A 23,723-nucleotide genomic window follows, 5' to 3' on the forward strand; every position below is an offset into this window, starting at 1 on the left:
ACCTCTGTGACCTCTGCGACCTCTACGGCCGCTGCGGCCTCCGTGGCCCGAACACGCTGTTCGAACTGAGAGCATAGGTGCCGGATCATCGGAGAGGGAGGGACGCATGCCCGAGCGTGGCACCACCGCACGGGAGCAGGAGGGCCGGGCCGGACGGGACGACCGGGAGGGGCCCATATCGGACACGGCCGTCGCGGCGTTGCCCGGCGTGCACGGCACCGCCGCCCTCCGCCGCACCGGACTCCTCGTCACCCTGATCCTCGGCGGGCTCACCGCCACACCCCCGCTGGCGATGGACATGTACCTCCCCGCGCTGCCGGAGGTCACCAGGTCCCTGCACGCCCCCGCCGCGACCGTCCAGCTCACCCTCACCGCCTGCCTCGCGGGCATGGCGCTCGGGCAGCTCGTCGTCGGCCCCATGAGCGACAGGTGGGGGCGGCGCAGACCGCTGCTCGTGGGCCTGCTCATCTACATCCTGGCCACCGCGATGTGCGCCACCGCCCCGAACATCCAACTCCTCGTCACCTTCCGACTCGTCCAGGGCCTGGCCGGCGCGGCCGGAATCGTCATCGCGCGAGCGGTGGTACGCGATCTCTACGACGGCGTGGAGATGGCCCGCTTCTTCTCCACGCTCATGCTGATCTCCGGCGTCGCCCCGGTCGTCGCACCGCTCATCGGCGGGCAGATCCTGCGGATCACCGACTGGCGGGGCGTGTTCGTGGTCCTCACGGGGGTCGGCATCGCGCTGACGGCGATGGTCTGGTTCCGGCTGCCGGAGACCCTCGCGCCCGCCGAACGGCACGGCGGCGGCGTGGGTGAGGCGCTGCGCTCGATGCGCGGACTGCTGGCCGACCGGGTCTTCACCGGTTACATGCTCGCGGGCGGGTTCACCTTCGCCGCGCTGTTCGCGTACATCTCCGCCTCGCCCTTCGTGATCCAGGAGATCTACGGCGCCTCCCCGCAGACCTTCAGCCTGCTCTTCGGCGTCAACTCCGTCGGCCTGGTGATCGTCGGCCAGATCAACGGCAAGATCCTGGTCGGCCGGGTCAGTCTCGACAAAGTTCTCGCCGTCGGTCTGGCGGTCGTCACGCTCGCCGCGACCGCGCTGCTGCTGATGTCCACGGGCGTGTTCGGCGAGACCGGGCTCGTTCCGGTCGCCGTCGCGCTGTTCGTGCTGATGTCGGCGATGGGCGTGGCCATGCCCAACACGCAGGCGATGGCCCTGATGCGGGTCAAGCACGCAGCGGGTTCCGCTTCCGCGCTCCTGGGAACCACCTCCTTCCTCATCGGCGCGATCGCCTCACCCCTCGTGGGCATCGCCGGAGAGCACACCGCCGTCCCGATGGCCGTCGTCCAACTGGCGGCGGTACTGGTGGCCGCCGCCTGCTTCGTGGGACTGTGCCGTCCCTGGCAATGGGGGTCCGCCCGCTCCAGTGGAGCCGAGAGCGGGGGATGACGTACATCAAGACGTACTTCACACGGAAAGGCGGGGACAGCTGAGCGCGCCGAGACTGCGCATCGACTCACCGGAACGGGCCGGGCTCGACCCCGGAGAACTGAAGCACCTCGTACGGGAGGTACGTGCCCTCACCGGCGGGACGGACCCCTGGGCGGCGGGCGTCGTCCTGGTCGCCGGGCGCGGCCCGGTCATCGCCGTCGAGGAGGCGGCGGGGTGGGCGGTCCGCTACGCCTCGTACGACCAGGAGGCGCAGACGGGTGTCGAACTGCCGCCCGAGACACGGGTGCCCGCGACCGTCCACACACCCTTCGACCTGGCCTCCCTCACCAAGCTGTTCACGGCGGTCGCCGCCGTGCAGCAGCTGGAGCGGGGCACGCTCGGCATCGACTCGCGTGTCGGCGCGTATCTGCCGGACTTCCGTGGAGTCGTCGAACACGGCGTGACCGTACGGCAGTTGCTCACCCACACCTCTGGGATGCGGCCCGAAGTCCCGCTGTACGACTGCCCCGACGACCGGGCGCGGCTCGCGATGCTCCGGGCGGAGGCGCCCGAGTCGGAGCCGGGGGAGTACGTCTACTCGGATGTGAACCTGCTCCTCCTCCAGCACGTCCTGGAGCGCGTCACCGGGCGCACGCTGGACGTTCTCGTGCGCGACGGGATCACCCGGCCGCTCGGGATGACGGCCACGGGCTTCGGGCCCTGTCCCGGGGCGGCGGCCACGGAGGACCAGCGGTGGCCGTGGGCCAAGGCCGATCGGGGCATGCTGCGTGGTGTGGTCCACGACGAGAACGCCTGGGCCCTCGGCGGTGTGGCGGGCCACGCCGGCCTCTTCTCCACGGGCCGCGACCTCGCCGTCTTCTGCCGCACCCTCCTCGCCGGCGGCTCCTACGGCCCCGCCCGCATCCTCGGCCCCGACCTCGTCGAACTCATGCTCACCCCGCCCGGCCTCGGCTTCGCCCTCGACCGGGCCTGGTTCATGGGCGACCTCGCGGGGCGCGGTGCGGCGGGGCATACAGGATTCACGGGGACGTCGCTGGTGCTGGATCCGGCGACGGACACGTTCGTGGTGTTACTGGCGAACACGGTGCATCCCCGGCGCCGGCCGGCCGACAACGGACCGCGGGCGGCGGCGGGAACGCGGGTGGCCCGGGCGGTGCGGGGTGCTGGAGGCGGGTAGTTATTCGCCCCCTCCGCCCCTGCCCGGCCCTTGCCTCTGGGGGCTGCAGCCCCCAGACCCCCGCATCGCGCTGAACGCGCTCGTCCTCAACCGCCGGACGGGCTGAAACGGGGCGCAGCCCCGCAAGGATGGGACGGGTAAGGGCGGAGGGGGCGAGAAACCAACCCCCCGCCCCGCCAACCGTAGAATCACGACGTGACCGCCCCCGCCGAAACCCTCCGTACCGCCCTCGCCGGACTTCTCGACGGTCTCCCGCCGAAGGTGGCCGCGCAGGCGGTGGAGCGGCTGATCGCGAACTACCGGGGGCACACCCCGACGCACACCCCGGTCCTGCGCGACCGCTCGGACGTGGTCGCGTACGCCGCGTACCGGATGCCCGCGACCTTCGAGGCGGTACGCACGGCACTGGACGCGTTCGCGGACGCGGCCCCCGGCTGGGCGCCGGACAGTCACGTGGACGTCGGCGGCGGCACCGGCGCGGCGACCTGGGCGGTGAACGCGACCTGGGAGGGCACGCGCCCGGTCACGGTGCTCGACTGGGCGGAGCCGGCGCTCGCGCTCGGCCGGGAAATCGCCGCGGCGAACCCGGAGTTGAAGTCCGCCGAGTGGCACCGCTCTCGTATCGGAGCGGCGCTCACCATCGAGAGCACTGATCTCGTCACCGTCTCCTACGTTCTGGGCGAACTGACCGACGCCGACCGCGCCCACGTCGTCGACGCCGCCGCGTCCGCCGCCCAGGCCGTCATGATCATCGAGCCGGGCACCCCCGATGGCTACGCCCGCGTCATCGAGGCCCGCGACCGCCTGACCGGCGCCGGGTTCCAGGTCGCCGCGCCCTGTCCGCACAGCGCGGGCTGCCCCATCGTCCCCGGCGAGGACTGGTGTCACTTCTCGGCCCGGGTCAGCCGTTCCTCCCTGCACCGCCAGGTCAAGGGCGGCTCACTGCCCTACGAGGACGAGAAGTTCAGCTATGTCGCCGCGACCCGCTTCCCGCCTTCCCCCGCCCCGTCCCGCGTCGTCCGCAAGCCGCAGATCCGCAAGGGCCAAGTGCTCCTGGACCTCTGCGAGACCGAGCCCGCACTCCGCCGGGAGACGGTCAGCAAGCGCCACGGGCTCCTGTACAAGGCGGCCCGAGGCGCGGACTGGGGCGACGCCTGGCCGCCGCCCCAGGGGGGCTAACTCCCTTCCGCACTGCGGCGCTCTTCCTGCAACTTGCGCAGCAGTTCCCGTTTCTGGGCCTGGGGGTCCTGACCCCCGCCGATCCGGTTGCCCCGGCCACCGCCGCGCAGCGCCTTGCGGCCCAGATTGCTGCGGGTGCCGCCGACTCCCAGCGTGTTTCCGTTTCCGCCTCGGCTCATGACTGCACTCCTTGTCTCTCAGATCGCGTAACGATACGTATCGTCTCGTCATTGCTCCACTACTGTCCGGCGAGACGCACCGTCTTGTCAACCTGATAGGTTCGCCCCATGGTCCAGAAGCCCCCCGAGCCGCCCAAGCCCCTCAAGACCCAGGGCGAGCCCACCCAGCCCCCGGCCAAGCCCACCCCCGACTCCACCCGCCGCAGCGAGAAGTCCCGCCGTGCCATCTACGACGCCGCCCTCGCCCTCGTCGGCGAGGTCGGCTACCCGAAGACCACCGTCGAGGGCATCGCCGCCCGTGCCGGCGTCGGCAAGCAGACGATCTACCGCTGGTGGTCGTCGAAGGCGGAGGTGCTCCTGGAGGCGTTCATCGACCTCAGCGCCCAGGCGGCGGAGGCCGCGGCCCGGCCCGAGATCCTGGGGGAGCAGGCGGCGTACGAGATCCCGGACACCGGCGATCTGGAGGCCGACCTCAAGCTGGTCCTGCGGGCCACCGTCGACGAGCTCCTCGACCCCAAGTTCGAGATCCCCTCGCGCGCGCTGGCCGCCGAGGGCGTCGTCAACGAACAGGTCGGCGTCGAGTTCGTGACGAAGCTCCTCGAACCCCAGCTCCAGCTGTACGTGAAGCGGTTGCGCTCCGCCCAGGACGTCGGCCAGGTGCGGCAGGGCATCGACCTGCGCATCGCCCTGGAACTCTGGGTCTCCCCGCTCGCCCAGCGCTGGCTCCAGCGCACCGGCCCGATCGACTACGCGTACACGGACGCCCTGGTCGAATACGCCCTCCACGGCCTCGCCCCGCGCTGAGCGGCCACCGGGGCGGCGAGATAAATCACACCAAAATACGCAAACGCGCCTGATTCCTGCCGCAGGCGCATCGCCCCCGCCCACCCCGGATGTCAGCTCTGGCCACCCGGAGCGCAGGATGGTGGGACCATGGGGCAGGACGCAAGACGTAGCCACTACGGCGAGGCGAGGCGATACATGAGCGCAGAGTTCGGCAGCCGCTCCGGCGCGCAGGGCAGGATCTCCCAGTGGCTGCGTGGCCGCCGCCCCAAGGAGACCGCCGACGACGGCAGCGGACGTGAAGCCCTGCTGCTCGCCGCTGCCGCAGCCGGGCTGCCGCTCGCGCAAGCCGCGTACCCCTCCGGATACCGGTGTTCCTGTGACCGCGTCGGCTGTCCCACCCCCGCGCGCCACCCCGTCTCCTTCGCCTGGCAGACCCAGTCCACCACCGACCGCGCCCAGATCGAGCGCTGGGCCAGGCACCAGCCACGCGCCAACTTCATCACCGCGACCGGCATGGTGCACGACGTCCTGGACGTGCCGCTGGAGGCGGGGCGCGAGGCGCTGGAGCGACTGCTGGCCTCCGGGATCGAGGTCGGACCCGTCGCCCAGTCCGGCGCAGACCGCATGCTCTTCTTCACGGCCACCCGCGGTACGCCCGAGGACCCGGACGAGTGGTGGCCCTGCGAGCTGGACTGCCACCCCGAGACGATGGACGAACACCCGGGCCTGCGCTGGCACTGTCGCGGGTCGTACGTCCTCGTGCCGCCCGCCCAGCTCCCCGGTGACCTGACGGTCGACTGGGTGCGGGGCCCCGAGCACCCCCTGCCGGACCCGCTCACCATCCTCGAAATGCTGACCGACGCCTGCGCCCGCTATGTCGGAGACGGCTCGGACCAACTGGCGGCCTGGCCCCACCGGGGCTGAACCCCCACCGAGGCTGAACCTGCGCAGGGGCTGAACCCCCACCGGGGCTGAACCCCTACGGGCGCGGGCTATTCGCCCTTCGCCCCCGTCAGCCCCTGCACCCGGCTCAGGAACTCCACTTGCTGGTCCCCCGACCCCTTCGCCGGGTCGAGGACCGCCTCGTTGGAGACGAACTCCAGCGTGAGGGACTGCTTCACCTCGCCGGTCATCAAGGCCTTGATGTTCACGTCGGTGACGTTGAGGTCGACGCCCGTGGCGGCGGTCTGCTTCTCGTAGTGTCGGGTGGCGAAGAAGACCAGTGCGCCGCCGTCCGTGGTGCGCAGCCCGACGGGGGCGTAGTCACCGGAGTTGAGCGGCTCGTCGACGTACTGCCGGGCCAGGCCCGGCTTGCTCGCGTTCTTCTCGCGCAGGGCCCGCCACTCGGTGGTGTGGGCGCCCGGCGCGAAGGTGTCGCCACCGCTCGCCAGATACGTCGCGTACGCCTGGCCCAGTTCCTCCGGCTCGATCGCGAGGGCCGCGTCGTCCGCCGTGACCGGCTGCGCCCAGCCGTCCGCGTCCTTCTCGAACTCCGGTACGTCGTCGCTGGCCAGGACGGTCAGGTACGAGGCCTCCCACACGTCGCTCGCGCTGCCCCGGGTGAACACCAGCAGCCAACGGGTGTCGTCCGAGCCCTTGTTGGCCTGGGTGTCCGCCAGGAACCAGCGCGGCCAGCCCGCCTTCTCGGGGATGGTGAACTTCGCGTCGGTCAGCTCCAGCGGAGCGTGCGCCGGGTTGCCGGCCGGGCTGTTCTCGTGCCCGGCGTCCAGCTTCGCGCCGTCGATGTCGGAGAGCGGGCCGGTGACATGACCGGCGTCCAGCGAGCGGTCGTACGCCTTGTCCGCCTTGTTGTACGCGGTGGTGAAGTCGCTGAGGGCGCGGGCGGCCTCCGTCCGGGTCGCCGTCGGCACGATCTCCCGTTCCCCGTGCACCACCACGCAGCCGCTCGCCGTCAAGGACAGAACGGTCACCGCGCCCGTCGCCAGGGCGAATTGGCCGCGACTACGAAGCCTTCGAATGCTGCGATCCCCGCGAACCCTGCGATCCCTGCTCATCAGGTGTCTTCACCTTCCCCTTCCCGGAGGCGAACCCTACCGGGGCAAGGAAAATCGCGAGCGTCGGGATCAGATACAGCGCCCACACCGTGACCTGGAGGACGGTCGGGTCGGGCTGGAAGTTGAAGACGCCCTTGAGCAGGGTGCCGTACCAACTGTCCGGCGGGATGGCGCCGCTGATGTCGAACGCCTTGTTCGTCAGCCCCGGCAGGAAGTCGGCCTCCTGGAGATCATGGAAGCCGTACGCCAGCACACCCGCGGCGACGACGACCAGCATGCCGCCGGTCCAGGTGAAGAACTTGGCCAGGTTGATGCGCAGCGCCCCGCGGTAGAACAGCCAGCCGAGCACCACCGCCGTCGCGAGACCGAGCAGCGCGCCGAGCAGCGGCTTGAATGTGCCGTCCTCCGAACCGGCCGCGTGCACCGACGTCCACACGAACAGCGAGGTCTCCAGGCCCTCCCGGCCGACGGCCAGGAACGCGGTGGCCACCAGCGCCCCGGTGCCCATCAGCAGCGCCGAGTCCAGCTTGCCGTGCAGCTCCGCCTTCAGATGCCGCGCCGTGCGCCGCATCCAGAAGACCATCCAGGTCACCAGTCCCACGGCCACGATCGACAGCGAACCGCCCAGCGCCTCCTGCGCCTTGAAGGTCATCTCCTGCGAGCCGTACTCCAGGCCGAAGCCGAAGCCGAGCGAGATCAGCACCGCGACGGCGATGCCGATCCAGATCGGCCGTAGGGCCTCGCGGTGCTCGGTCTTCACCAAGTAGGCGATGAGGATGCAGACGACCAGGCTGGCTTCCAGCCCTTCGCGCAGACCGATCAGATAGTTCGCGAACACGGCTACGCCTCCTCGGAGAACAGCGCCCGGCCCCACCAGTCGCCCTTGTCCCGGACGCCCGGTGGGATCGCGAAGATCGCCGAACCCACGTGCTGGATGTACTCGTTGAGCGGGTCGATGGCCAGGCTGCGCTGCACCGGGATGAATCCGGTGCGCACATCGCGCTGGTACGCGAGGAAGAACAGGCCCGCCTCCAGGCGACCGAGGCTGTCCGTGCCGTCGGTGAAGGAGTAACCGCGGCGCAGCAGCGTCGCGCCGTGGTTGGAGTCGGGGTGCGCGAGCCGTACGTGCGCGTCGGGCTTCATCGCCTTGAGGAACGGCTCGTCGCGCTCCTTCGCCTTGCCGACCGGGGCGCCCTCGGCCTTGTCACGGCCGAAGATGTCCTCCTGCTCCTGGAGCGAAGTCCGGTCCCAGGTCTCGATGTTCATCCGGATCCGCCGGGCGACAAGGTACGAGCCCCCGGCCATCCAGGCCGCGGCGCCCTTCTCGTCCCCCTCCTCCACCCACACGAACTTCTTCAGCCGGTCGGTCTCCGTCCCCGCGATATTGCGGGTGCCGTCCTTGAAGCCCATGAGGTTACGAGGGGTCTGCGCGTCCGGCGTCGTCGACGAGGTCTTGCCGAAGCCCAGCTGGGACCAGCGCATGACGACCTTGCCGAAGCCGATCCGGGCGAGGTTGCGGATCGCGTGCACCGCTACCTGCGGGTCGTCCGCGCAGGCCTGGACACACAGGTCGCCGCCGCTGCGGGTCCCGTCCAGGTTGTCGCCCGCGAACTTCGGCAGGTCGACGAGGGCCGTCGGCCGCCGGCCCGCCAGGCCGAACTTCTCGAAGAGTGAGGGCCCGAAGCCGATCGTCAGCGTCAGCCGCGAGGGACTGAGGCCCAGCGCCTCACCGGTGTCGTCCGGCGGCGCCTCGGCCAGACCGCCGTACGCGCCCTCACCGACCGCCTGCCCGGCGGTGACCCGCCGCGCAGCCTCGGTCCAGTCCTTCAGGAGCTGGACGAACTCGGCGCGGTCCTCCGTCTTCACGTCGAACGCGGCGAAGTGCAGCCGGTCCTGCACCGGTGTCGCGATACCCGCCTGGTTCGCTCCGTGGAAGGCGATCGCGGCGCCGGACTCGGCGACCGGTTCCACGTCGCTGCCCGTACGGGCCATCGCCACCGCGCCACCGGCAGCGGCGGCACCGAGTGCGAGACCCGCGCCGCCCCAGCCGATCAGCGAACGCCGGGAGGGGGTGGAACCGTTGGAGGTGTCCGTCATAGTGATCCCTCGGCTACTTCACGACGGCGGCGGCGAGCTTGGACAGGGGCTCGGCAAGCGCGTTGACCGCGTCCGAGAGTTCCTTGCGGTCGGCGTCGGCGACCTTGTCGTACGAGGTGAACTCGTAGGAGGTCTTGTCCGCGCGGTACTTGTCGAGCAGCGTGTTCAGCGCCGCGAACTGCTTGTCCAGCTCCTTCGTCAGCGCCGCGTCGTTCTCGCCGGCGACCGGCTTGAGGAGCGTGTAGGACTCCTGTGCGCCCTCGATGTTGGCCTTGAAGTCGACCAGGTCGGTGTGCGAGTAGCGCTCCTCCTCGCCGGTGACCTTGCCGGTGGCGACCTCGTCGAGGAGTTCCTTGGCGCCGTTGGCCATGGAGGTAGGCGTGATGTCGGCCTTGCCCACCCGCTTCTGCCAGTCGGTCAGGTCCGTCACCAGCTGGTCGGCGAGGGTCTTGTCCTCGGCGGTGATCTTCTTGTCCTGCCAGAGGGCCTTCTCCAGGCGGTGCCAGCCGGTGAATTCCTGGCCGTCCTCCAGGCCGTCCGCGCGGACGTCGACCTTCGGGTCGATGTCGCCGAAGGACTCGGCCACCGGCTCGGTGCGCTCCCAGCCGATGCGCGAGGGCGCGTACGCCTTCTTCGCGGCCTCCAGATCGCCTGCCTTGACGGCGTCGGTGAAGATCTTGACCTTGGGCAGCGTCTGGTCGGCCTGCGCCTGCGCGTACGCGCGGTAGGCGGCGACGGCCTCGTCGAGCCGCGGGTCGCGCTTGGCCACCGTGCCGCCGGTGGCCTTGACGTCCTGGCGGATGCCGTCGCCCTTCATGCCCGGCTTGCAGGCGATCCGGTAGTCGCCGGCCTTCACCTCGGCGGTGACCGTCTGCTTGGTGCCCGGGCCGATGTTCTCGCGCTCGGTGACGATCCGGTCGTCCGGGAAGAGGAGGTAGATCTCGGTCACCTTGGAGCCCTTGTTCTCCACGGATATCTCGACGTGCCCGGCAGGGAACTCCGTTTTGGACACCTCGCACGTGGAGTCGGTGGCGGTCACCGCAATGAGGTTGTCGCTGCTCGAAGCGTCGCTTTTCTCTGTGCAGCCCGTGACGGCGGTCAGAACCACCGCACCGGCGACGGCGGTGACGGCGGAGAGTCGGACGGGGCGCATTCAGGCTCCAAGCGGGGCTCGGCGGGTTCACAGGAAAGGCGTAGATCCAGGTGAGGCGGACTTAACTTATCTGAGGCTTACCTGAGCGATACCCACCCGTCGAGTGATTCAGCTCTCATGGAGGGTGTAGGAGCGCGGCCGGATCACGGTGGCTCAATCTGTACCCCATGGGATGGTAAAGAGCTGGTCAAGACAGGCGGCGCGGGCTCACCAGGACCTCGCCGGTGCGCGGGTGCGGAAACACCTCGACCGGCTGCTTGTAGACGTCCGAGAGCAAGGCGTCGGTGAAGATCCCGGCCGGCGGCCCGTCGGCCACCGCGCGCCCGGCGCTCAGAATCACCACCCGGTGCGCGTACGCCGCCGCGAGCCCCAGATCGTGCAACACCACGACCACGGCGTCCCCCGCGTGCGCCCTTTCCCGGCAGACCCGGAGCACCAGCTCCTGGTGCCGCAGATCGAGAGCGGCGGTCGGCTCGTCGAGCAGCAGCAGGGGAGCGCGCTGGGCGAGCACCCGGGCGAGCGCGACCCGCGCCCGCTCACCGCCGCTCAGCGCCGAGAAGGGACGGCCCGCGAACGGCGCGACCTCCGTCACCGCCATGGCCTCGGCCACGGCCACCTCGTCTGCGTCGCACTGTCCGGCCCAGGGCGCCCGGCCCATCCGTACGACCTCGTCGACCGTGAACGGGAAGGAGAGCGCGGCCGACTGGGGAAGCACGGCGCGGCGCAGGGCGAGTTCGGGCGCGGACCACTGTGCGGCCGGGCGGCCATGGATGCGTACGACTCCGGCGGAGGGCCGCAGATCGGCCGCCAGCGCGCCCAACAGGGTCGACTTTCCAGCGCCGTTGGGGCCGACAAGGGCCAGGACCTCGCCGGCCCGGGCGGTGACGTCCACGCCGCACAGCACCTCGCGGGCGCCGAGCCGGACATGGAGTCCCTCGGCCTCGGCGAGTACGTCGCCGGGCGCGGCCGGGGGAGGGGGCGTGGGGCGCCCCGTCCGCGGGAACCTCATGCCCAGCCTCCCTGCCTGCGACGGGTCCTGCGCAGCAGCCAGAGGAAGAACGGGCTGCCGAGCAGGGCGGTGAGGACGCCGAGCGGGAGTTCGGCGGGGGCGGCGACGGTACGGGCCGCGAGGTCGGCGCCGAGCAGCACGAGCGCGCCGCACAGCGCGCCGGCCGGAACGAGGAACCGGTGCCCCGGTCCCGCCGCCATCCGCAGCAGATGCGGCACGACGAGACCGACGAAACTGATGATCCCGGAGACGCTGACGGCCGCGGCGGTCAGCAGCGCGATGACGAACACCAGGATGATCCGCAGCCGCTCCACGTCCACGCCCAGGTGTCGGGCGGGCCGCTCGCCGAGCGCCAGGAGGTCCAACCGCCGGGCGTACAAAGGCGCCAGGGCCAGACCGGCGACCGCGCAGGGCAGTACGGCGAGCACCTTGGGCCAGGTGGCCTGGGCGAGCGAGCCGAGCTGCCAGAAAGTGATCTGGTTGACCGCCGCGGTGCTTTCCGCGAAGAAGATGAACAGCCCGATCAGCGCACCCGCGAAGGCGTTCAGCGCGATGCCGGTGAGGATCAGCGTCACCACCTCCGTCCGTCCGCCCGAGCGCGACATCGCGTACACGAGCAGCACCGTGCCGAGCCCCGAGACGAAGGCGAAGGCCGGAACGGTCCACGTACCGAGGAAGTTCAGGCCGAGCGAGATCGCGGCGACCGCGCCGACCGCAGCGCCCGAGGAGACGCCGATGACCCCCGGCTCGGCGAGCGGATTGCCGAACACGCCCTGCATCAGCGCTCCCGCACAGCCCAGCGAGGCACCGACGAGCAGTGCGAGCACGATCCGTGGGAAGCGGACGTTCCACAGCACCGACTCGGCGACCCGGTCCAACTCGGCCCCGCCCAGGCCGATCCGGTGCTGCACGGAGCCGAGTACGTCACCGATGGGGATCGGATAGGCGCCGAGTCCCGCGGCGACGGGCACCAGCACGAGCAGGGCGGCGACGAGCCCGGCGGCGAGGAACCAGCGGGTGGTGCGCGGGGAGCGGGCAGCGGGGCCCTCCTGGCCTCCAACGGGCTTCCCGGGTACGGGACTTTGCGCCCGGGTGTGCTCGGGCAGCGCCTCCTCGCGCACGGTCACTGGGAATCCCCGTACAGCTGCTCGACGATCGACTTGAGGACTTCGTCCGTGCGCGGACCGTAGTTGAGGAGCACCCCGTCCTCGATCGAGACGACCCGGCGTTCCATCCCGGCCGGGGTCTGCGCGACACCGGGGATCTTGACGAGGCCGTCGATCCCGCCGACCGATTCAAGTCCCTTGGTCATCACGAGGATCGCGTCCGGTGCGGCCTGGGCCAGGGCCTCGGTGGTGATGGTCGAGAAGTCCTTTTCCAGGCCCGACTCGGCGCCCGCGTCGACCGCTCCGGCCGCTTCGAGCAGCGAGGTGGCTCCCGAGCCCTTGCCGCCGATGAGATAGACGGAGGCGGTGCCGCGGAGATAGAGGAAGGCGACGCGCGGATGCTCCTCGCGGGCCGGAATCGCCTTGCGTACGGCGGCGATCCGGTCCTCCGAGCGCAGGGTGAGCCGCTTCCCGTCGGCCGGCACGCCGAGGGCGTCGGCCACCGCCTGGATGCGCGGGCCGACGTCGTCGAGGCCGAGCGCCGGGTCGACGACGAGGACGGGGACGCCGGCGTCGCGGATCTGCTCCATGGCCTCGTCGGGCCCGGTCGTCGTCTCGGCGAGGACGAGGTCCGGCTCGAGGGAGAGGACGCTCTCCGCCGAGACGTCGTGGTTGCGGGTGACCACAGGCAGCTTCTCCGCCTGCGCGAAGGTGGCGGTGATGTCACGGGCGACGACCCGGTCACCGAGCCCGAGCGTGAAGACGATCTCGCTGAGGCTGCCGGAGAGCGGGACGATCCGGTCGGCGGCCCGGACTGTCACCCTTTTGCCGTCGGACGAGCTGACGGTGACGGGGAGTTGGGGCTTCGCGGGATCCGCGAGGGGTTCGACCCGGTCGGCGGTGGCGGACGCCGATTGCGAGGTCTCCTTCGCGGACTCCGCGCTCTGGGCGGAGCCTCCGCATCCGGTCGCGGCCGTCAGGACGGCGAGTGCGGAGAGCAGGGCGCCCGCCATTCGTGTGCGCCGACGGTGCGCTGTCCCGTCCCTCATCCTCATCGTCGTCCATCCGTCCTCTCGGTCTTCAACTCGGTCTTCAACCGGCGATCGGGCTTCATCCGGCTCCCGGTCGGTCTTCATCCCGCCCCCGGTCTTCATCCCGCCACTTCCGGCACATGCGAGGCATAGCTTAGGTTAGCCTTACCTTTCCCGCCAGGAGAGGCCGGATCCTGACTTCGTACCCGGAGGACACCCATGCCCGTGCGCCCGAGGGCCCTGATCACCGCGGTCTGTGTGACCGCGCTCGGAGCTCTGCTGGGGGCGCTGCTGCCCGCCACCGCCGCGCACGCCGCCGGCCGCACCGTGCAGGGCGGCCGGCTCGACTGGGGCATCAAGTCCTCCTTCCAGAGCTATGTCACCGGGCCCATCGCCAAGGGGAGTTACTCCCTCACCGGCGGTGCGGCCACGGTCGGTGGAAGCGAGTTCCGCTTCCACTCGGCGACGGGCACGTACGACGGCGACACCGGCGCCTTCTCCGCCGCCTTCTCCGGCGGGGTCCACTTCGTCGGGCACAAGGAGGACGACGGCACCTACCAGCTCGACCTCACGATCAGCCGCCCCACCGTCCGTATCTCCGGCGGCAGCGGCACCCTCTACGTCGACATTCTCAGCAAGGCGAAGGGCACCGGGACGGTCACGACGTCCTCGCAGGTGCCCTTCGCCTCCCTCTCCCTCGGCGGGATCGACATGAGGGGCGGCGGCAACGCCGTCCAGCTCAACGACCTTCCCGCCACGCTGACTTCCGCGGGCGCGCAGTCCTTCGCGGGGTACTACACGGCCGGTACGGCGCTGGACCCGCTGAGCCTGTCCGCGGACGTGCAGGCGGCCGAGCCGAAGCCGTCGGGCACTGACAGGCCGACGCCCTCGAAGTCCGCGGAGGAGAAGGAGACTTCGGGCGCCATCGCGAACGGCGCCGTCGACTGGGGCGTGCGCCGCACCTTCCGCGAGTACGTCACGGGGGACATCGCCCAGGGCGGGTGGACCCTGTCGGCGGGGGCACAGGACGGCGGCGCGCTCTTCCGCTTTCCCGCCGGCGAGGGGACGTACGAGAAGGGCGCACGCTCGCTGGAGGCGGAGTTCGACGGCGCGGTGCGCTTCACCGGCGAACAGGGTCTCGACCTGAAGCTGAGCGGCGTCCGGGTGACCGTCCAGGACGCCAAGGGCACGCTGTACGCCGATGTGACGAGCGCGGACTTCACCGGAAAGAAGGTCGCGATCGCCACCTTCACGGCGAAGGACTTCACCCCGCGGGACGACCTCGTCGAGCTGACCGAGGTCCCGACGAAGCTCACCGCCCAGGGCGCCAAGGCCTTCGGCGGGATGTACCAGGCGGGAACGGCGATGGATCCCCTCTCGCTCGCCGTCGCCCTCACCGATGACGCGGCGCTGCCCGCCCTGCCCGACCTGGGCAGTTCGGCCACCGCGAGCCCATCCGCTTCGGCCCCTCGGACGGCGACCGACGCCGGGACCGACACGACCGAGGCCGCCGCGAACACCTCCGACGGCGCACCGGTCCTGCACATCGGCCTGGTGGCGGGTTCCCTGCTGGTGGCGGGCGCGGCCTACACGTTCGTCGTCCGCAGGCGCCGCGCCCGCACGGCCGCCGCGGTCCCCGACGGGGACTGAACTCCCGTACACCGTCCGCCGCAGCCCCCGACGAGGACTGAACTCCCGTACACCGTTCGCCACAGTCCCCGACGAGGACTGAACTCCCGTACACCGTCCGCCGCCCGGCCGGACCACCCACCAAGGAGAACACTCACCATGCCTGCCAGAGCACGCCGCCCTCTCGCCCTTGCCGCAGCTGTCGCCACGGCCGCCGCACTGGGCGCCACCGCGCTCGCCACCGTCGGCGCGACCACCGCCGCGGCGGCCGAAACCCCCCTCGCCGGCTATGAGTTGACGTGGGGGATCAAGCAGTCGTACCGCACGTACGTGACCGGGATGGCGGCCGGCACCTTCACGCCCGCGGACGGCGCCACGCAGGCCACGGGCAACGGCGCGTTCACCTTCGTGGACGGCACCGGTACCTACGACCCCGAGGCGCACACGCTCGACCTCGGCTTCAAGGGCACCCTGAACATCGTCTCCAAGGCGCACGGCTTCGACATCACCCTGTCCGACGTGAAGTTCGACAGCGCCACCACCGAACTCACCGCCGACGTGACGAAGACCACCGCGGCGGGTACGACGACGACGGACGACACGCCGCTCGCCACGGTGACCGTCACCCGGGACATGAAGGACATGGCGACCAAGCTGACGGCGGAGGCGGCGGACGTCCTCGGCAGCGCCAGCTACGAGAACGCGGCCGGGGACCCGTTGACGCTGGTGCAGAAGACGACGCCGACACCGACCCCGCCCACAACCCCGCCCACAACGCCGGCCCCCACGAAGACCACGACAGCCACACCGACCCCGACGCCGACGGCCACGCAGACCACGACGCCGTCGCCCACGCAGACGACCGGCCCCTCGCCCTCCGAGAGCTCCGCGACCAAGGGTGAGATCGTCGACGGCACGCTCGGCTGGGGCGTGAAGGAGTCCTTCCGTTCGTACGTTGTGGGAAGCGTCGCCCAGGGCAGCATCACCGCATCCGGCGGCGCGACCCAGGCCACCGGCAACGGCGTCTTCACCTTCGTCGACGGTACCGGCACCTACGACACCGACGCCGACACCCTCTCCGCCGCCTTCGCGGGCGCCGTGAACTTCAAGGGCCACGAGACGAACGGCGAGTACGGCCTCGACCTGACCCTCAGCGACCTCAAGACCGAACTGGACGGCGGTTCCGGCGAACTGACCGCCGACGTCGACAGCCTCGGCGCGAAGTCCGAGGACGTCGTCCTCGCCGAGCTCAAGGCCGCCTCGGGCCAACTCACCGTCCAGGACGGCGTGATCGAGCTCGACGACGTCACGGCCACGCTGACGGACGCCGGCGCGAAGGCCTTCGGCGGATTCTACACGGCGGGCACCGAGCTGGACCCGGTGGACCTGGCCGTGGCGGTGGACGAGGACGCCCAACTGCCTGAGGACGGCGGCGAGTCGGCCACCGGTGGCTCCGGCACCTCGGGAGGCTCGGGTACGTCCGGTACCACGGGCGGCACCGGCACGACCGGCTCCACGACCGGCTCCATAACCGGCGGCACGAGCGGTTCGCTCGCCTCGACCGGCTCGGACGTACCGGTCGGCGCACTCGGCGCCGCATCCGCGGTGATCGTCGCGGCGGGCGCCGGTGTGGTGGTCGCGACGCGCAGGCGGCTCACGGCCTAGGCAGGTCCGCCCCCATTGGTGCGGCAACCCGCCCCGGCCCCGGTCGCCTTCGGCGGCCCGGTGGGCTGGGGCGGACTTGTCACGCAGGTGGTGTTTGAATGCCGGAGTGACTGACTACGACGTGCTGCGGGTCTTCTGCGGGCCCGGCGGGCGATACGGCAACGAGCTCGGGGTCGTCCGTGAGGGCTCCCTCATGCCGGACATCGAGGAGCGGCAGGCGTTCGCCGCGAAACTCGGGTTCAGCGAGACCGTGTTCGTGGACGACCCCGAGCGCGGAATCATCGACATCTACACGCCCACGCTGCGGCTGCCGTTCGCCGGGCATCCCTGCGTCGGGGTGGGCTGGCTGCTCGATGTGCCCGAACTGGTCACGCCCGCCGGGGTGGTGGGAGTCCGGCTGGACGACGGTGAGTTCAGCTGGATCGAGGCTCGGGCGGAGTGGGCACCCGCGCGTACTCTGCGGCAGTACTCCTCCGCCGCCGAGGTCGACGCGCTGCCGGTGCCGCCGACCGGGGAGTGGATCTACGCCTGGGCATGGGAGGACGAGGCCGCGGGGCGGGTACGGGCGCGGGCGTTTCCCGGCCGGGACGACGGTGTTGTCGAGGACGAGGCGACGGGGGCGGCCGCGCTGTTGCTGACGGATCGACTGGGGCGGGCGCTCAACATCGTCCAGGGGGCAGGGTCTCAGATCCTTACGGCGCCGCAGCCGGGGGGATGGGTCGAGGTGGGGGGCCGGGTGCGGCTGATGCGGGGGTGAGGCGGGTGGATCTGTTCGCCCCCTCCGCCCCTGCCCGACCCCCGCTCCTGGGGGCTCCACCCCCAGGCACCCTTGTCGCGCCGAACGTGCTCGTCCTCGAACGCCGGACGGGCTGGAACATCACGCGCTGAGGGGGAACTCCTCCCCAAGGGCATGGAAGACATCGGTGTTCAGCGCGAAGGCCCGCTTGCACTCGGACACGATGCGCTGCTTCTCCAGGTCGTCGGCGTGGATGGCGTCGAGGAGTTCGCGGTAGTTGCGCTTGAAGGCGGCGGGGTTGGTGATGTCCTCGAAGACGTAGAAGCGCACGCCGTCGCCCTTGCGGGCGAAGCCCCAGGTCTGTTCGGCCTTGCCGCGGATGATCTGGCCGCCGGAGAGGTCGCCGAGGTAGCGGGTGTAGTGATGGGCGACGTAGCCGCCGGGCCAGGTGCGGGCGCACTCGGCGACGCGGGCCGCGTAGGCACGGGTCGCGGTCAGTGCGGTGAGGGTCGCGCGCCAGTCGGGGCCCCGGAGATGGGCGAGGTCGGCCTCCAGAGCGGCGCGGCGCGACAGTTCGGGCTGGATGAAGGGCCCGGCCACCGGATCGGACGCCAGCTTGCCGGCGTGCGCCTCCAACGCCTCGTACACGAACCACAGTTGCTCGGTGTAGCGCGCGTACGCCTCCACGCCGAGCCTGCCGCCGAGCAGATCGCTCATGAACGTCGAGGTCTCCGCCTCCGTGTGCTGCTCGTGCGAAGCGGTACGGATGAGCGTCGAGAACGCCGTATCCGACGAGTTCATGGTGGACCTCCGGTGGTAAGTACAAGGCAGCAGCCAGTCGCATTTTCTATGGTTAGGCTTACCTAAGTCAACTGGTTCCCGACGTCCTGTCGGTAAAATTTCCCGACGTGCTGTCGGTAAAAACGTACCCCGAATCGCGATCAGACCCACATAGAAGAGCCCGCCCCGGGAATGGGGCGGGCTGTGAGGCTCGGAAGCGCTGTTGGACCGAGGGCTACGGCAGCGTGAGGATCTCGGCGCCGCTGTCGGTGACGACCAGGGTGTGCTCGAACTGCGCCGTCCGCCTGCGGTCCTTCGTCACGACCGTCCAGCCGTCGTCCCACATGTCGTACTCGTGTGTGCCGAGCGTGAGCATCGGCTCGATCGTGAAGGTCATCCCGGGCTGGATGACGGTCGTCGCGTGAGGGCTGTCGTAGTGCGGAATGATCAGCCCGGAGTGGAAGGAGGAGCTGATCCCGTGTCCCGTGAAGTCCCGGACCACCCCGTATCCGAACCGCTTCGCGTACGACTCGATGACACGGCCGATGATGTTGATCTGGCGGCCCGGCTTGACCGCCTTGATGGCGCGCTCCAGCGACTCGCGGGTCCGGTCGACGAGCAGTTTGCTCTCCTCGTCGACGTCGCCGACGAGATAGGTGGCGTTGTTGTCGCCGTGGACACCGCCGATGTACGCCGTCACGTCGAGGTTGATGATGTCGCCGTCGCGCAGCACCGTGGAGTCGGGGATGCCGTGACAGATGACCTCGTTCACGGAGGTGCACAGCGACTTGGGGAAGCCGCGGTAGCCGAGGGTCGAGGGGTAGGCGCCGTGGTCACACATGTAGGCGTGCGCGACCCGGTCCAGCTCGTCCGTCGTGACGCCCGGCGCGATGAGCTTCGCGGCCTCGGCCATCGCCCGCGCGGCGATCCGCCCGGCGGTCCGCATCGCCTCGATCGTCTCGGGCGTCTGCACCTCCGGGCCGGTGTACGGCGTGGGGGCGGGCTTGCCCACGTACTCGGGGCGCCTGATGTTTCCCGGGACGGGACGGGTGGGAGAGAGCTCCCCTGGTACGAGCAGCGACTGGCCAGACATGTCAGCGAGTCTAACCAGCGGGCGTGGGGGACCATGTCCGTGGCGAAAGGAGCCGGTCATGGCCCTCTTCAAGAAGCGCACCGTCGGCAAGCCCGGCGAGTGGTACTACTGCCTGGAACACAAGACCGTCGAGGAAGGCCCCGACTGCCCCGGCAAGGACCGTTTCGGTCCCTACGCCTCCCGGGCCGAGGCCCAGCGCGCGATGGAAATCGCCCGCGAACGCAACCTCGAATGGGAGACGGACCCGAAGTGGCACGACGCGAAGGGTGCGGCGCCGGAGGGTGAGCGGGAGGACTGAGGCCGCCGGGGTGGCGGGTGACCCGCGGCCGCCCATGGTGCTGAGCCGACGCTGGAAACCCGCGCCTGTCAGCTGACGGTTACGGGTGATGCGGGTGGGGGTAAGCCCGGCCGCAGGCAGGGCTTACCCCCACCGGCGTCAAGTCGACGAAACCCCGCTGACCGCCTGCCGCGCGTCCCGCATCCGCTGCGCATGCGGATTCGTCCGCACGTCGTACGTCATCAGCTTCGGGAGGCAGAGGGCCAGCAGCCCCACCGCGCCCACACAGAGCAGCCCGCCCGCCCAGATCGAGGTCCGGACACTCGTCCATGCCGCCATGCCGCCCGCACGGACCTGCCCGAGCTGCGGCCCGGCGGAGTAGGACAGCAGCTCGATTCCGGCGAGCCGGCCCCGCAGTTCGTCCGGGATCGTCTGGTTCCACATGGCGGCCCGGAAGATCCCGCTGACCATGTCGAAGGCGCCGCCGAGGACGAGGAAGAGCAGCACCAGCCAGACGTTGCCCACCACACCCGCGGCGACCATGGCGAATCCCCAGCCGACCGCCGCGAGGACCACCATCCGCCCGTGCCGGTGGACACCCGAGGTCCATCCGCTGGTGAGGGTCACGAGCAGTGCCCCGGCGGGCAGCGCCGCGTACATCAGCCCCAGCGACCACTGGGCCCCGAGTTCGTCCGCGAGGAAGGGGAGCAGGGCGAGCGGCATCGCGAAGAACATCGCGGCAAGGTCGACGGCGTACGTGCCGAGGAGCTCCTTGCGGCTCCAGGCGTACCGGGCGCCCTCCGCGATCGACCGCAGCGACGGCTTCGCGGCCTCGTGTGCCGCGGGTGACGCCGTCAGCCCGACGACCAGTACCACGGACGCCAGGAAGGTCACGAGGTCCACGGCGTACGCCCAGCCGAGCCCGGCATAGGCCACGACGACACCCGCGAGCGCCGGGCCCGCGACGCCGCCGACGGTCCAGCGCAGCGCGTTGAGCGAGGCCGCGGCCGGCAGGTGCTCGTGCGCCACGATCCGGGGCAGGAGCGAGTCCAACGCGGGGCGCTGGACGGCGCCGAGTGCGGAGCTGAGTCCGGCGACCACGTACAGCGGCCACACGGTCGGGTGCGGCAGAGTCGAGTTGACGAGCAGCGCGGCGCACAGCACCCCCTGCGCGGCCTCGGTGTAGACGATCAGTTTCCGCTTGTCCAGGGCGTCGGCGAGCGCCCCGCCGTAGAGCCCGAACACCACCATCGGCACCAGTTCCACGGCCCCGATCGCGCCCACCGCCACCGCGGACCCGGTGAGTTCCTTCATCTGCACGGGCAGAGCGACGAAGGTCAGAAAACTCCCGAAGGTCGTGATCAGCCCGGCCACCCACACCCGACGGAACTCGGCGGAGGCCCGCCAGGGCGCGAGGTCCGGCAGCAGCGAACGGAGCCCGGGGGAGGTGGAGGGGGAGGGGGAGGGTGCGGGGTCGTCGTCGGTCACGACGGGCCATGCTGGGCGGAGGCTCCCACGGGAGGCAACTGATTTTCGGTCACGGAGACCGACGAAGGCTGTCCGCCGGAGAACCGCGAAGCGGCGCGCGCACACTCCCGCCGTACGAAGGCCGGGACCCCGTCACCGCCGCGCACCGGAGACCGTCAATTCTGTCCGCCGGAGATCCGCGAAGCGGCGCGCACACTCCCGCCGGACGAAAACCGCGACCCCGTCACCACCGCGCGGACGGCGGTGCGGTCAACTGATCCGCGAGACGCGACAGCCGGTCACGAAAGCGGCGCCGCCCCCGCGGCGCAGGCAACGCACTCTCCCCAGCCCCCGCACTCACAAGATGCTGCACGGTATCGAGGTCCAGCTCAGGATCGGCCGGCACGGCAAGCGACTCGTGAGCCAGCGCCGACAGCTCAGGACCCCCCGCGGACAGCGCGAGCACGGTCGCCCCGGCCCGCCGCGCGTCATGAACCCGCTCCAGGAGCGGCGCCCCGGGCGCGCCCGGCGACACCACGAGCAACGTCTCCCCCCGCCGCGCGGCCTCGATACGCCCGAGCCCCACCGCCAGATGGGCCGGATCCGATCCCCGCGCCGCATGCCGCACCAGCGTCGGCGACAGCTCCGGCGTCCCCGACCACGCCGCCTCGTCGACCAGATGCGCGGCGAGATGCCAGGGCTCGTACTCCTCCGTACCCACCAGCAGCAATCCGCCGCCGTACGACACCACGGACCCCCGCAACACCCCCGCGAACCTTCGCGTGGCCCCCAACCACTCGGTCCCGGCGAGCACTTCGCGCAGCAATGCGACCCGTACGGCATCCATGGGCACACATCCTGCCGCAACCGGCCGCCCGTGACACGGAGTTCACCCCGAATTAGCCCAAGTTGGGCAATGGGCCGGGTCAAGCGGTAAGAAGAGACGCATGACAAGCACCGAGGACATCGAGGACACCGAGAACACCGAGGGCTCTGAGGTCACCGACGACATCGAGGGCATCGAGACGTCGGTCCCCTTCGAGGCGGGCCAGGACGGCTACGCCAGCTTCCGTATCCCGGCGGTCGTCGCCACCGCCGACGGGACCCTGCTCGCCTTCTGCGAGGGGAGGGTCGGCTCCCGGCAGGACTTCGGGAACATCGCCATCGTGCTGAAGCGGTCCACGGACGGGGGACGCACCTGGGGCCCGCTCGAGGTCGCCGCCGAGAACGGCGAGCACCTCGCGGGCAACCCGGCCCCCGTCGTCCTCGACAGCGGCCGCGTCCTGCTCGTGCACATCCGCAACGCGGCCGAGGCCACCGAGGCCGCCATCCGCCGTGGCGAGGTGTCGGCCGCCGACGGCCGCCGCGTCTGGGTCCAGCACAGTGACGACGAGGGCCTCACCTGGTCGAGCCCCACGGACGTCACCGCGCAGACCAAAAGGGAGACCTGGCGGTGGTACGCCACCACGCCGGGCCACGCCCTCCAGCTGACCTCCGGCCGGGTCGTCGTCCCCGCCAACCACTCCCTCCCGCCGAAGGGCACGGACAACGGCACCGAGGGCAAGTACGACGGCGGCCACTGCCTGCTGAGCGACGACGAAGGCCGGACCTGGCGCATCGGGTACGTCGACGACAACCCCAGCGGCTACATCAACGCGAACGAGACCACGGCTGCCGAACTCCCCGACGGGCGCGTCTACTTCAACACCCGCAACGACTCATCCGCCCCCGGTACCCGCGCCGACGCCTACTCCCGCGACGGTGGCGAGACCCTGGTCAAACCCTTCCGCCCGCAGGCAGGTCTCACCACCCCCGTCGTCCAGGGCAGCGTCCTCCAGCTCCGCGACCCCGACCTGCTCATCTACTCCGGCCCCGCCGCCCCCCGCCACCGCGCCCTGATGACCGTCCGCGCCTCCACCGACGACGGCGTCACCTGGCGCACCGCGCACACGGTCGACGGACTGCCCGCCGCGTACTCCGATCTCGTCCGTGTCGATGCCGGGACCGTCGGACTCCTCTACGAGACGGGCGACTTCGGCGCGTACGAGACGATCACCTTCCGCCGCATCCCCGTGACGGCCCTCACCTGACCCGCACGCCCGGGATCCGCGCACGTAAAGTCGGCCCATGACCTCTACTGACAACGCACCGACCGCCGCCCAGAAGGCCCCCGCCAAGGACCCCTGGGACCTCCCCGACGTGTCCGGGCTCGTCGTCGGCGTACTCGGCGGCACCGGCCCCCAGGGCAAGGGCCTGGCCTACCGGCTCGCCAAGGCGGGCCAGAAGGTGATCATCGGCTCGCGTGCCGCGGACCGCGCGCAGAGCGCCGCCGCGGAACTCGGGTACGGCGTCGAGGGTGCCGACAACGCGGAGTGCGCGCGGCGCAGCGACATCGTGATCGTCGCGGTGCCGTGGGACGGACACGGCAAGACCCTGGAGTCCCTGCGCGCGGAACTGGCCGGCAAGCTCGTCGTCGACTGCGTCAACCCGCTGGGCTTCGACAAGAAGGGCGCGTACGCGCTGAAGCCGGAGGAGGGCAGTGCCGCCGAGCAGGCCGCCGCCCTGCTGCCGGACTCGCGGGTCACCGCGGCCTTCCACCACCTCTCGGCCGTCCTCCTCCAGGACCCGGAGATCGCGGAGATCGACACCGATGTGATGGTCCTGGGGGAGGAGCGCGCGGACGTCGAGATCGTGCAGGCGCTCGCCGGACGCATCCCCGGCATGCGCGGCGTCTTCTCCGGGCGGCTGCGCAACGCCCACCAGGTCGAGTCCCTGGTCGCCAACCTGATCTCGGTGAACCGGCGCTACAAGGCCCATGCGGGCCTGCGGGTGACGGACGTATAAGTCGGGTGGGGGACACTGGTGACAAGCAGTGTCCCCCGACA

General features: G+C 70.9%; 23 protein-coding genes. 11 read left to right on the forward strand and 12 right to left on the reverse strand.

Annotated elements, in window-relative coordinates:
* Nucleotides 1-106 precede the first annotated feature (106 nt).
* From ACFYPC_RS09920 to ACFYPC_RS09930, 3 genes are all read left to right on the forward strand, one after another.
* Nucleotides 107-1,456: a multidrug effflux MFS transporter gene (locus ACFYPC_RS09920; protein ID WP_388673219.1), complete on the forward strand. Its 1,350-nt coding sequence runs from the start codon at nt 107-109 to the stop codon at nt 1,454-1,456.
* A complete protein-coding gene (locus tag ACFYPC_RS09925) occupies nt 1,434-2,636 on the forward strand; it encodes a serine hydrolase domain-containing protein (protein ID WP_388673221.1) in 1,203 nt (400 codons plus the stop codon). Before ACFYPC_RS09920 ends, ACFYPC_RS09925 begins: the two co-directional genes overlap by 23 nt.
* Nucleotides 2,637-2,831: 195 nt before the next feature.
* Nucleotides 2,832-3,815: a small ribosomal subunit Rsm22 family protein gene (locus tag ACFYPC_RS09930; RefSeq protein ID WP_388673223.1), complete on the forward strand. Its 984-nt coding sequence runs from the start codon at nt 2,832-2,834 to the stop codon at nt 3,813-3,815.
* Here ACFYPC_RS09930 and ACFYPC_RS09935 read toward each other — a convergent pair.
* A complete protein-coding gene (locus ACFYPC_RS09935) occupies nt 3,812-3,994 on the reverse strand; it encodes a DUF6243 family protein (RefSeq protein ID WP_388673225.1) in 183 nt (60 codons plus the stop codon). The two genes, ACFYPC_RS09930 and ACFYPC_RS09935, sit on opposite strands and share 4 nt — an antisense overlap.
* A 108-nt stretch (nt 3,995-4,102) precedes the next feature.
* Here ACFYPC_RS09935 and ACFYPC_RS09940 point away from each other — a divergent pair, with 108 nt between their 5' ends.
* Together ACFYPC_RS09940 and ACFYPC_RS09945 are read left to right on the forward strand one after the other, a co-directional pair.
* Nucleotides 4,103-4,798, forward strand: a complete 696-nt coding sequence (locus ACFYPC_RS09940; protein ID WP_388673227.1) for a TetR/AcrR family transcriptional regulator — start codon at nt 4,103-4,105, stop codon at nt 4,796-4,798.
* A 177-nt stretch (nt 4,799-4,975) separates the two neighbouring features.
* On the forward strand, nt 4,976-5,704 hold the full coding sequence (locus ACFYPC_RS09945) for a bifunctional DNA primase/polymerase (RefSeq protein WP_388673229.1): 729 nt from the start codon (nt 4,976-4,978) through the stop codon (nt 5,702-5,704).
* Between the two features lie 68 nt (nt 5,705-5,772).
* Here the strand turns inward: ACFYPC_RS09945 and ACFYPC_RS09950 are convergent, their stop codons facing one another.
* The 7 genes from ACFYPC_RS09950 to ACFYPC_RS09980 all read right to left on the reverse strand — a co-directional run bounded on the left by ACFYPC_RS09950 (nt 5,773) and on the right by ACFYPC_RS09980 (nt 13,209).
* Nucleotides 5,773-6,795 (reverse strand): hypothetical protein, encoded by a 1,023-nt coding sequence (locus tag ACFYPC_RS09950; protein WP_388673231.1) that lies wholly within the window; start codon nt 6,793-6,795, stop codon nt 5,773-5,775.
* Complete coding sequence (gene efeU, locus ACFYPC_RS09955) at nt 6,743-7,633, reverse strand: iron uptake transporter permease EfeU (RefSeq protein ID WP_388673233.1); 891 nt, start codon at nt 7,631-7,633, stop codon at nt 6,743-6,745. The genes ACFYPC_RS09950 and efeU overlap by 53 nt, the downstream gene beginning before the upstream one ends.
* A 2-nt stretch (nt 7,634-7,635) precedes the next feature.
* A complete protein-coding gene (efeB, locus tag ACFYPC_RS09960; protein WP_388673235.1) occupies nt 7,636-8,892 on the reverse strand; it encodes an iron uptake transporter deferrochelatase/peroxidase subunit in 1,257 nt (418 codons plus the stop codon).
* A gap of 13 nt (nt 8,893-8,905) precedes the next feature.
* Entirely contained in the window at nt 8,906-10,045 is a 1,140-nt protein-coding gene (gene efeO, locus ACFYPC_RS09965) for an iron uptake system protein EfeO (RefSeq protein ID WP_388673237.1), read from the reverse strand.
* A 187-nt stretch (nt 10,046-10,232) separates the two neighbouring features.
* Nucleotides 10,233-11,054: a heme ABC transporter ATP-binding protein gene (locus ACFYPC_RS09970; RefSeq protein ID WP_388673239.1), complete on the reverse strand. Its 822-nt coding sequence runs from the start codon at nt 11,052-11,054 to the stop codon at nt 10,233-10,235.
* Entirely contained in the window at nt 11,051-12,181 is a 1,131-nt protein-coding gene (locus ACFYPC_RS09975; RefSeq protein ID WP_388673241.1) for a FecCD family ABC transporter permease, read from the reverse strand. The genes ACFYPC_RS09970 and ACFYPC_RS09975 overlap by 4 nt, the downstream gene beginning before the upstream one ends.
* Complete coding sequence (locus ACFYPC_RS09980) at nt 12,178-13,209, reverse strand: hemin ABC transporter substrate-binding protein (protein WP_388673243.1); 1,032 nt, start codon at nt 13,207-13,209, stop codon at nt 12,178-12,180. The genes ACFYPC_RS09975 and ACFYPC_RS09980 overlap by 4 nt, the downstream gene beginning before the upstream one ends.
* A 201-nt stretch (nt 13,210-13,410) precedes the next feature.
* On the opposite strand from ACFYPC_RS09980, the gene ACFYPC_RS09985 reads away from it, so the two are divergent.
* The 3 genes from ACFYPC_RS09985 (at nt 13,411) to ACFYPC_RS09995 (ending at nt 17,242) form a co-directional block, all read left to right on the forward strand.
* Nucleotides 13,411-14,841 (forward strand): HtaA domain-containing protein, encoded by a 1,431-nt coding sequence (locus ACFYPC_RS09985; RefSeq protein WP_388673245.1) that lies wholly within the window; start codon nt 13,411-13,413, stop codon nt 14,839-14,841.
* Nucleotides 14,842-14,979: 138 nt separating this feature from the next.
* Entirely contained in the window at nt 14,980-16,485 is a 1,506-nt protein-coding gene (locus ACFYPC_RS09990) for an HtaA domain-containing protein (protein ID WP_388673247.1), read from the forward strand.
* A gap of 106 nt (nt 16,486-16,591) precedes the next feature.
* On the forward strand, nt 16,592-17,242 hold the full coding sequence (locus ACFYPC_RS09995; protein ID WP_388673249.1) for a PhzF family phenazine biosynthesis protein: 651 nt from the start codon (nt 16,592-16,594) through the stop codon (nt 17,240-17,242).
* Between the two features lie 120 nt (nt 17,243-17,362).
* On the opposite strand, the gene ACFYPC_RS10000 is transcribed toward ACFYPC_RS09995, so the two are convergent.
* Nucleotides 17,363-18,022 (reverse strand): heme oxygenase (biliverdin-producing), encoded by a 660-nt coding sequence (locus tag ACFYPC_RS10000; RefSeq protein ID WP_388673251.1) that lies wholly within the window; start codon nt 18,020-18,022, stop codon nt 17,363-17,365.
* 214 nt (nt 18,023-18,236) lie between these two features.
* Nucleotides 18,237-19,094 (reverse strand): type I methionyl aminopeptidase, encoded by an 858-nt coding sequence (map, locus tag ACFYPC_RS10005; protein ID WP_388673253.1) that lies wholly within the window; start codon nt 19,092-19,094, stop codon nt 18,237-18,239.
* Between the two features lie 58 nt (nt 19,095-19,152).
* On the opposite strand from map, the gene ACFYPC_RS10010 reads away from it, so the two are divergent.
* Nucleotides 19,153-19,392, forward strand: a complete 240-nt coding sequence (locus ACFYPC_RS10010) for a hypothetical protein (protein WP_388673255.1) — start codon at nt 19,153-19,155, stop codon at nt 19,390-19,392.
* Between the two features lie 138 nt (nt 19,393-19,530).
* On the opposite strand, the gene ACFYPC_RS10015 is transcribed toward ACFYPC_RS10010, so the two are convergent.
* Together ACFYPC_RS10015 and ACFYPC_RS10020 are read right to left on the reverse strand one after the other, a co-directional pair.
* On the reverse strand, nt 19,531-20,859 hold the full coding sequence (locus tag ACFYPC_RS10015) for an MFS transporter (RefSeq protein ID WP_388673257.1): 1,329 nt from the start codon (nt 20,857-20,859) through the stop codon (nt 19,531-19,533).
* A gap of 223 nt (nt 20,860-21,082) precedes the next feature.
* Complete coding sequence (locus ACFYPC_RS10020; RefSeq protein WP_388673259.1) at nt 21,083-21,685, reverse strand: hypothetical protein; 603 nt, start codon at nt 21,683-21,685, stop codon at nt 21,083-21,085.
* Nucleotides 21,686-21,785: 100 nt separating this feature from the next.
* On the opposite strand from ACFYPC_RS10020, the gene ACFYPC_RS10025 reads away from it, so the two are divergent.
* Together ACFYPC_RS10025 and npdG are read left to right on the forward strand one after the other, a co-directional pair.
* A complete protein-coding gene (locus ACFYPC_RS10025; protein WP_388673261.1) occupies nt 21,786-22,928 on the forward strand; it encodes an exo-alpha-sialidase in 1,143 nt (380 codons plus the stop codon).
* Nucleotides 22,929-22,965: 37 nt separating this feature from the next.
* Nucleotides 22,966-23,682, forward strand: coding sequence for an NADPH-dependent F420 reductase (gene npdG / locus ACFYPC_RS10030; protein ID WP_388673263.1), 717 nt, complete (start codon nt 22,966-22,968; stop codon nt 23,680-23,682).
* The last annotated feature ends 41 nt before the right edge of the window (nt 23,683-23,723 follow it).

The organism is Streptomyces sp. NPDC005808, from assembly GCF_042871385.1.
Lineage (GTDB): Bacteria > Actinomycetota > Actinomycetes > Streptomycetales > Streptomycetaceae > Streptomyces.

What these genes read in the sequence shown, in the direction of transcription:
- ACFYPC_RS09920 (WP_388673219.1), top strand. Translation starts at nt 107, where the DNA reads ATGCCCGAGCGTGGCACCACCGCACGGGAGCAGGAGGGCCGGGCCGGA.
- ACFYPC_RS09935 (WP_388673225.1), bottom strand. Translation starts at nt 3,994, where the DNA reads ATGAGCCGAGGCGGAAACGGAAACACGCTGGGAGTCGGCGGCACCCGC.
- ACFYPC_RS09940 (WP_388673227.1), top strand. Translation starts at nt 4,103, where the DNA reads ATGGTCCAGAAGCCCCCCGAGCCGCCCAAGCCCCTCAAGACCCAGGGC.
- ACFYPC_RS09945 (WP_388673229.1), top strand. Translation starts at nt 4,976, where the DNA reads ATGAGCGCAGAGTTCGGCAGCCGCTCCGGCGCGCAGGGCAGGATCTCC.
- ACFYPC_RS09950 (WP_388673231.1), bottom strand. Translation starts at nt 6,795, where the DNA reads ATGAGCAGGGATCGCAGGGTTCGCGGGGATCGCAGCATTCGAAGGCTT.
- efeB (WP_388673235.1), bottom strand. Translation starts at nt 8,892, where the DNA reads ATGACGGACACCTCCAACGGTTCCACCCCCTCCCGGCGTTCGCTGATC.
- efeO (WP_388673237.1), bottom strand. Translation starts at nt 10,045, where the DNA reads ATGCGCCCCGTCCGACTCTCCGCCGTCACCGCCGTCGCCGGTGCGGTG.
- ACFYPC_RS09970 (WP_388673239.1), bottom strand. Translation starts at nt 11,054, where the DNA reads ATGAGGTTCCCGCGGACGGGGCGCCCCACGCCCCCTCCCCCGGCCGCG.
- ACFYPC_RS09980 (WP_388673243.1), bottom strand. Translation starts at nt 13,209, where the DNA reads ATGAGGGACGGGACAGCGCACCGTCGGCGCACACGAATGGCGGGCGCC.
- ACFYPC_RS09985 (WP_388673245.1), top strand. Translation starts at nt 13,411, where the DNA reads ATGCCCGTGCGCCCGAGGGCCCTGATCACCGCGGTCTGTGTGACCGCG.
- ACFYPC_RS09990 (WP_388673247.1), top strand. Translation starts at nt 14,980, where the DNA reads ATGCCTGCCAGAGCACGCCGCCCTCTCGCCCTTGCCGCAGCTGTCGCC.
- ACFYPC_RS10000 (WP_388673251.1), bottom strand. Translation starts at nt 18,022, where the DNA reads ATGAACTCGTCGGATACGGCGTTCTCGACGCTCATCCGTACCGCTTCG.
- map (WP_388673253.1), bottom strand. Translation starts at nt 19,094, where the DNA reads ATGTCTGGCCAGTCGCTGCTCGTACCAGGGGAGCTCTCTCCCACCCGT.
- ACFYPC_RS10010 (WP_388673255.1), top strand. Translation starts at nt 19,153, where the DNA reads ATGGCCCTCTTCAAGAAGCGCACCGTCGGCAAGCCCGGCGAGTGGTAC.
- ACFYPC_RS10020 (WP_388673259.1), bottom strand. Translation starts at nt 21,685, where the DNA reads ATGGATGCCGTACGGGTCGCATTGCTGCGCGAAGTGCTCGCCGGGACC.
- ACFYPC_RS10025 (WP_388673261.1), top strand. Translation starts at nt 21,786, where the DNA reads ATGACAAGCACCGAGGACATCGAGGACACCGAGAACACCGAGGGCTCT.
- npdG (WP_388673263.1), top strand. Translation starts at nt 22,966, where the DNA reads ATGACCTCTACTGACAACGCACCGACCGCCGCCCAGAAGGCCCCCGCC.